The 7,033-nt window shown below is 73.8% G+C and carries 3 protein-coding genes and 1 pseudogene; all 4 read left to right on the top strand.

The window, feature by feature from the left end:
- Window positions 1-330: 330 nt before the first annotated feature.
- Complete coding sequence (locus tag AE652_RS31165) at window positions 331-1,884, top strand: methyltransferase (RefSeq protein ID WP_049657601.1); 1,554 nt, start codon at window positions 331-333, stop codon at window positions 1,882-1,884.
- Between the two features lie 245 nt (window positions 1,885-2,129).
- Window positions 2,130-2,588, top strand: a complete 459-nt coding sequence (locus AE652_RS31160; protein ID WP_159028597.1) for a DUF3592 domain-containing protein — start codon at window positions 2,130-2,132, stop codon at window positions 2,586-2,588.
- 389 nt (window positions 2,589-2,977) lie between these two features.
- Window positions 2,978-5,875 carry a type I DNA topoisomerase gene (gene topA / locus AE652_RS31155; protein WP_049657595.1) on the top strand — a complete coding sequence of 966 codons (2,898 nt, stop codon included), beginning with the start codon at window positions 2,978-2,980 and terminating at the stop codon, window positions 5,873-5,875.
- A 157-nt stretch (window positions 5,876-6,032) separates the two neighbouring features.
- A pseudogene (locus AE652_RS46740) lies at window positions 6,033-7,033 on the top strand (dTMP kinase); the annotation flags it as partial.

The following is a 7,033-nucleotide window of genomic DNA, read 5'->3' as shown; positions in this document are numbered from 1 at the left end:
CGCGGCCGGTGCGAGCACCGCTCCGGCCGCCCCGCCCACCACTCCGGCGAACCCGGCCCCCAGCGCGAGCTGAGCCCGGGCGGACCGGAGGGTCCGACGCGCCCGTCCCCGGTACCGGGGACGGGCCCGGTGACGGGGACGGCGAGCCGCCGCCCCCGGAGTCGCCGTCCCGCGAGTCGCCGTCCCGTGATCCGGCGCCCCTGTCACAGGCCCGCCGCTGAACGACTCGGTGCCCCCGGCAGGGCGGCGCGTGGTGGCTTCCAGGGGGCGCGCGGGGTGGTGCGGGCTTCCGTCCGCCGGCCGCGGGGCGCAGCGGCGGCCACCGGGTGGGTGGCGGGGGACAATGGCGGGGGGATCAGTAGCCCCGTTCTCGACCCGACCCGCCTCGCCAAGTTCCGCGAGGCGCTGCTCGCCGCCTCGTTCACCGCCGATGGCTGCCTGGACCTGCTCGGGCCCACCGGCTATTCGGCGTTGGCCCGCAGCGAGGCGGTCCCGGCGCTGCGGGCGACCCGCGGTGGCAGCCCGCTGGAGACGCTGGTGCGGCTGTTCCTGCTGCAGCAGCCGGTCCCGTACCGGGCGGCCGCCGCCGCGCTGCCGGTGGAGGACTGCCTGGCGGACGGTTGGCTGCGCCCCGACGGCGATCTGGTGCGCGCCACCGTCGACGTCCGGCCGTACGCCAACGAGGTGGCCGGGATGCCCAGTTCGGATGCCTGGGTGGTCTCCGACCTGGGCTGCGCGGTGGGCGGTGCGGGCGGGATCGGCTCCGGTGAGACCGCGCACGGGGTGGCCCGCAAGGACCTGGTGCTGGGCGTCGGCGGCGCCTCCACCACGCTGGCCAACATCACCGTGCGCCGCCCCGTCCGGGCCGCGCTGGACCTCGGTTCGGGTTCCGGCGTGCAGGCGCTGCACGCGGCCCGGCACGCCGGGACCGTGACCGCCACCGACCTCAACCCGCGCGCGCTGCGCTTCACCGAGCTGACCCTGGCGCTGTCCGGTTTCGACAGCACCGAGGTGTCCGCCGGAAGCCTCTTCGAGCCGGTCGGGGAGCGGAAGTTCGACCTGATCGTCTCCAACCCGCCGTTCGTGATCTCGCCGGGCGGCCGGTTCACCTACCGCGACGGCGGCATGGCAGGCGACGACCTGTGCCGCGGCCTGGTCCGCTCGGCCGCCAACCACCTGGAGCCCGGCGGCTACTGCCAGCTGCTCGCCAACTGGCAGCACGTCAAGGGCGAGGACTGGCACGAGCGGCTGGCCGGCTGGGTCGCGGGCACCGGACTGGACGCCTGGGTCGTCCAGCGCGAGGTCCAGGACGTGGCCCAGTACGCCGAGTTGTGGCTGCGCGACGGCGGTGACCACCGCGGCCCCGGCGGCGACTACCAGGCCCGGTACGGCGAGTGGCTGGACGCCTTCGAGGCGGGCCGGGTCGAGGGCATCGGCATGGGCTGGATCACCCTGCGGGCGGGTGGCGCCGAGCGTCCGACCGTCCGGGTGGAGGAGTGGCCGCACCCGGTGGAGCAGCCGCTCGGCCCGCACATCGAGGCTTGGTTCGACCGGCAGGACTTCCTCCGCTCGCACGACGACGCGGGCCTGCTCGCGGCCCGTTACGTGCTGGCCGACGAGGTGGTCCAGGAGCAGGTCGGCGCGCCCGGCGCGGAGGACCCGGAGCATGTGATCCTGCGTCACAACCGCGGCATGCGGCGGGCCACCAAGGTGGACACCGTGGGCGCCGGCTTCGTCGGGGTCTGCGACGGGACGCTGTCGGCGGGCGAGATCGTGGACGCCATCGCGCGGCTGCTCGGCGAGGACCGGGTGGTCCTGCGGGACCGGGTGCCGGAGTCGCTGCGCCTGCTGACCGAGCAGGGGTTCATCGACCCGGTCCGCTGAGACCTGGTCCGCTGAGACCCGGTCCGCTGAGACCGGAGCCGCCGAGGCCCGCCCCGCCCGGGCCCGCCCCGCCGGGACCGGAGCCGCTGATCGCGGCGGGACCGGTTCCGCCGCGACGCGGCCGGTTCACCGGTCCGTACCCCCTGGTTCGTCCGACCGCCGCCGGGCGGCTGTCTCCCGTTGGTCCTCCGCTGTGAAGCTCTGTCCACAGGCTGTGGACAGAGCTGGGGAGCCGGGGGCCAGAGGTGGACACGACGACGGCGATGGTGGGCGGGTCGGTGCTCGCCCTCTTCGGTGGCGTGCTGCTGCTCTGGTGCGCCGCCGAAGTGGGCCTGCGCCTGCGGGTGCGCCGCCGGGGGGCGCCGGCGGTGGCGACCGTGGTGGCCGAGGACGACGTGCACGGCCAGCTGGACAGCGCGCCGCTGCTGTCGTTCTCGGTGCCGCCCTCGGTGGGCGGCTCCGGCGCGTGCGGGATCGCGGGGCTCGTGATCGCCCGCCCGCGCGGGCACACCCCGCTGCGCCGTCCGGACCGTTTCGCGCCAGGTGCCTCGGTGCGGATCTGTTACGACCCGCGGCGCCCGAGCCGGGTGGTGCTGGCGCCCGGGGAGGTCGGCCGGGCGGCCGTCGTCGACCTGCTGTGGAGCGTCCTGGGCGTGGGGTGTCTGGCGGCGGGCGCCGGGCTCCTGGTCGCGGTCGGCGGCTGAGCCCCGCACTCCGCGAGGGATCCGGGAGGGGCCGGCAGCAGATCCGGGGGCGGGTGCCCAGGGCGGATTCACGCCATCCCGTGCCCACCTGTCGATTTTCCGTTGACAGATCTTGAAATCCGTCATTCCATCCTCCGGAACCTGCCGAAGGCCCCCCTCCACGGGGCGCGAACCTCCGTCATCGGGTTACCGTTCGAGTGGCGTCGGTGAGGCCGGCAAGTGAAAAAGCGGGATCCGTCCGTTTGACAAGGGTGGCCGGGGTACGGTCACACTCCGCTGGTGGGGGTGTCGTGCCGCGGCAGCCCCGGGACGGTGGAGGGGTCGGGCGGAGCGCAGCCCGTGCGGCCGGCGCCGACCAGCCACATAAGGACCGGGAGAGAAGAGCGAAGGTGTCCCCGAGCAGCGAGACCGCGCACGGACAGCGACTCGTCATTGTCGAGTCGCCGGCCAAGGCGAAGACGATCAAGGGCTACCTTGGCCCCGGCTACATCGTCGAGGCGAGCGTCGGGCACATCCGCGACCTCCCCAGCACCGCGGCCGAGGTGCCGGACAAGTACACCGGCGAGGTGCGTCGCCTCGGGGTGGACGTCGATCACGACTTCGCGCCCATCTACGTGGTCAACGCGGACAAGAAGTCCCAGGTCAGCAAGTTGAAGTCGCTGCTCGCGGAGTCCGACGAGCTCTTCCTCGCCACCGATGAGGACCGCGAGGGCGAGGCCATCGCGTGGCACCTCCAGCAGGTGCTCAAGCCCAAGGTGCCGGTGCACCGCATGGTGTTCCACGAGATCACCAAGTCGGCGATCCAGGAGGCCGTGGCCAACCCGCGCGAGCTCAACCAGCGCCTGGTCGACGCCCAGGAGACCCGCCGCATCCTCGACCGCCTGTACGGCTTCGAGGTCTCGCCGGTGCTGTGGAAGAAGGTCATGCCGAAGCTGTCGGCGGGCCGCGTGCAGTCCGTCGCGACCCGCCTGGTGGTCGAGCGCGAGCGCGAGCGGATGGCCTTCCACACCGCCTCGTACTGGGACCTGGTCGGAACCTTCGGCACCGGCCGCACCCCGGCCGACGCCGCCAACCCGGAGACCTTCGGCGCCCGGCTGGCCGCCGTCGACGGCAAGCGGATCGCCAGCGGCCGCGACTTCGGCCAGGACGGCCGGCTGAAGGCCGCCAGCGCGAACACCCTGCACCTGGACGAGCAGGCGGTCCGTCAGCTGGCCGCCGCCCTGGAGCAGACGGCGTTCGCCGTCCGCAGCGTCGAGTCCAAGCCCTACCGCCGCTCGCCGTACGCGCCGTTCCGCACCACGACGCTCCAGCAGGAGGCCAGCCGCAAGCTGGGCTTCGGCGCGAAGCGGACCATGCAGGTGGCCCAGAAGCTGTACGAGAACGGCTTCATCACCTATATGCGTACCGACTCCACCACGCTGTCGGACACCGCGGTCTCGGCCGCCCGGGCGCAGGTCACCCAGCTGTACGGGGCCGACTACCTGCCGGACGCGCCGCGCACCTACGCCAGCAAGGTCAAGAACGCGCAGGAGGCGCACGAGGCCGTCCGCCCGTCCGGCGACCGCTTCCGCACCCCCGCCGAGACCGGTCTGACCGGTGACGACTTCAGGCTCTACGAGCTGATCTGGATGCGCACCGTCGCCTCCCAGATGAAGGACGCGGTCGGCCAGTCCGTCACCGTCCGGGTCGGCGGCACCTCCGCCGACGGCCGGGACGTCGAGTTCTCCGCCTCCGGCAAGATCATCACCTTCCACGGCTTCCTCAAGGCCTACGTCGAGGGCGCCGACGACCCGAACGCCGAGCTCGACGACCGCGAGCGCCGGCTGCCGCAGGTCGCCCAGGGCGACCCGCTGGCCGCCGACCGGATCACCCCGGAGGGCCACGCCACCAAGCCGCCGGCCCGCTACACCGAGGCCTCGCTGGTCAAGGAGCTGGAGGACCGGGAGATCGGCCGCCCCTCCACCTACGCGTCGATCATCGACACGATCATCCAGCGCCGGTACGTCTTCAAGAAGGGGACGGCGCTCGTCCCGTCGTTCCTCTCCTTCGCCGTGGTCAACCTGCTGGAGAAGCACTTCGGCCGGCTGGTCGACTACGACTTCACCGCCAAGATGGAGGACGACCTCGACCGGATCGCCGCCGGTGAGGCGAAGTCCGTGCCGTGGCTGAAGCGCTTCTACTTCGGCGAGGGCGAGGGCAGCGCCGCGGGCGGCGCCGCCGAGGCCGGCAACGGCGACGGCGACCACCTGGGCGGCCTGAAGGAACTGGTCACCGACCTCGGCGCGATCGACGCCCGGGAGATCAGCTCGTTCCGGGTCAGCGACGACATCACCCTGCGGGTCGGCCGCTACGGCCCGTACGTCGAGCGCGCCTCGACGGTCGAGGGCGAGCCCGGCCAGCGTGCCGACATCCCGGACGAGCTGCCGCCGGACGAGCTCACCGTCGAGCTGGCCGAGGAGCTGCTGGCCAAGCCCAGCGGCGACTTCGAGCTCGGCGCGGACCCGGTCAGCGGCAACATGCTGGTCGCCAAGGACGGCCGCTACGGCCCGTACGTGACCGAGATCCTGCCCGAGGGCACGCCGAAGACCGGCAAGAACGCGGTCAAGCCGCGCACCGCCTCGCTGTTCAAGACGATGTCGCTGGACACCGTCACGCTGGAGGACGCGCTGCGGCTGCTCTCGCTGCCGCGGGTGGTCGGCACCGACGCCGAGGGCGCGGAGATCACCGCGCAGAACGGCCGCTACGGCCCGTACCTCAAGCGCGGCACCGACTCCCGCTCGCTCACCGACGAGGACCAGCTCTTCACGATCACCCTCGACGAGGCGCTGGCGATCTACGCCCAGCCCAAGCAGCGCGGCCGGGCCGCCGCCGCCCCGCCGCTCAAGGAGCTGGGCAACGACCCGGTCAGCGAGCGCCCGGTGGTGGTCAAGGACGGCCGCTTCGGCCCGTACGTGACCGACGGCGAGACCAACGCCACGCTCCGCAAGGACGACGAGGTCGAGACCATCACGCCGGAGCGCGGGTATGAGCTGCTCGCCGAGAAGCGGGCGCGCGGACCGGTGAAGAAGGCGGCGAAGAAGGCTCCGGCGAAGAAGGCCGCGGCCAAGAAGACGACCACCGCCAAGACCGCGGCGACCAAGACCGCGGCGACCAAGACCGCCGCGAAGAAGACCGCGGCGAAGAAGACCACCACCACCAAGACGGCGGCGGCGAAGAAGACGGCGGCCAAGAAGACCACCGCGAGCAAGACGGCGGCCGGCCAGGCCACCGCCACCGACGAGGGCTGATCCCAGGTCACGGCAGCCGGGCCCGTGCCCCCGATCCCGGGGGTGCGGGCCCGAGGTCCGTCGGGTCCGTGCGGGCTACGTCACAACCCGGTGATGAGCGCGATCCGGAAGCCCGTTCGCAGCGTTCCGGCCAGGCCCCGCCCGCTACGCTGACCGTATGACGAGCGAGGAGCAGCCCACCCCCAGCGCCGTCCCGGCCGCCAGAGCCCGGGCGTTCGACCTGCCCGAGGTCGCGCCCGCCGGGAGCCCGGCGGACCGGGCCAGGGCCCTGCTGCGGACACGCGCCTACCGGCGCCTGTGGACCACCCAGCTGATCGGCGGCACCGCCGACCGGCTCGGTCTGCTGGTGCTGCTCGCGCTCACCGTGATCGCCGCCGCCCAGGGCGGACAGTTCGGCAGCCTGCCGCGCAGCCTCGCCTTCGCCCTCGCCGCGGTCCTCGCCGTCCGGGTGCTGGCCACCGGGCTGGTCGGCGTCGCGCTGCTCGGCCCGGTGCACCGGCTGGTCACCGGTCGGCTGGACCGGCGCTGGACGCTGTTCGGCGCCGACGTGCTGCGCGCCCTGCTGATCGGCCTCGCGCCCTGGTGGAGCGTCTGGCTGGGCTCCGCCGCCAAGCCCTCCGGGGCCGCCGTCTACGTCCTGCTCGCCACCGTGTTCGTGACCGGTGCCGCCGAGCGGGTCTGGGGGATCGCCAAGTCCGCCGCCGTCCCGGGCCTGCTGCCGCCGGCCAACCCGCACCTGCCGGCCGCCGAGCAGCGCCCGTCCGCGGCCAACCTGGACAGCGTCCGGAGCATCGACCGCTTCACCGGCTGGGTGACCGTGCCGCTCGGCGCCGTCGGCCTGGTCGCCTTCACCCTGCTCAACAACATCGGCGCGGCCGTCGGCTCTGACTGGCTCCGCGCCCACCAGCTCACCTTCGCGGCGCTCGGCGCGGCCGGGCTGTTCGCCGCCTCGGCGGTCCGCGGCTACCTCCAGCAGCTGCCCGGCGGCCCGGTGACCGTCGCCCCGGTCTCCCCGTTCCAGGGCCTGCGCGCCCCGACCGACGCGACCCCCGGCCCCGCGCTCGGCAAGGGCCGCACCGGCAGCGCCCCGTACTTCACCTTCGCCGTCGCGGCCGGCTACGCCTCGATGGCGGGCGTCGCCGCGCTCGCGCTGCTGAC

The organism is Kitasatospora sp. MY 5-36, assembly GCF_001182915.1.
Taxonomy (GTDB): Bacteria; Actinomycetota; Actinomycetes; order Streptomycetales; family Streptomycetaceae; genus Kitasatospora.
This window is presented reverse-complemented; position numbering and strand designations above follow the sequence as displayed.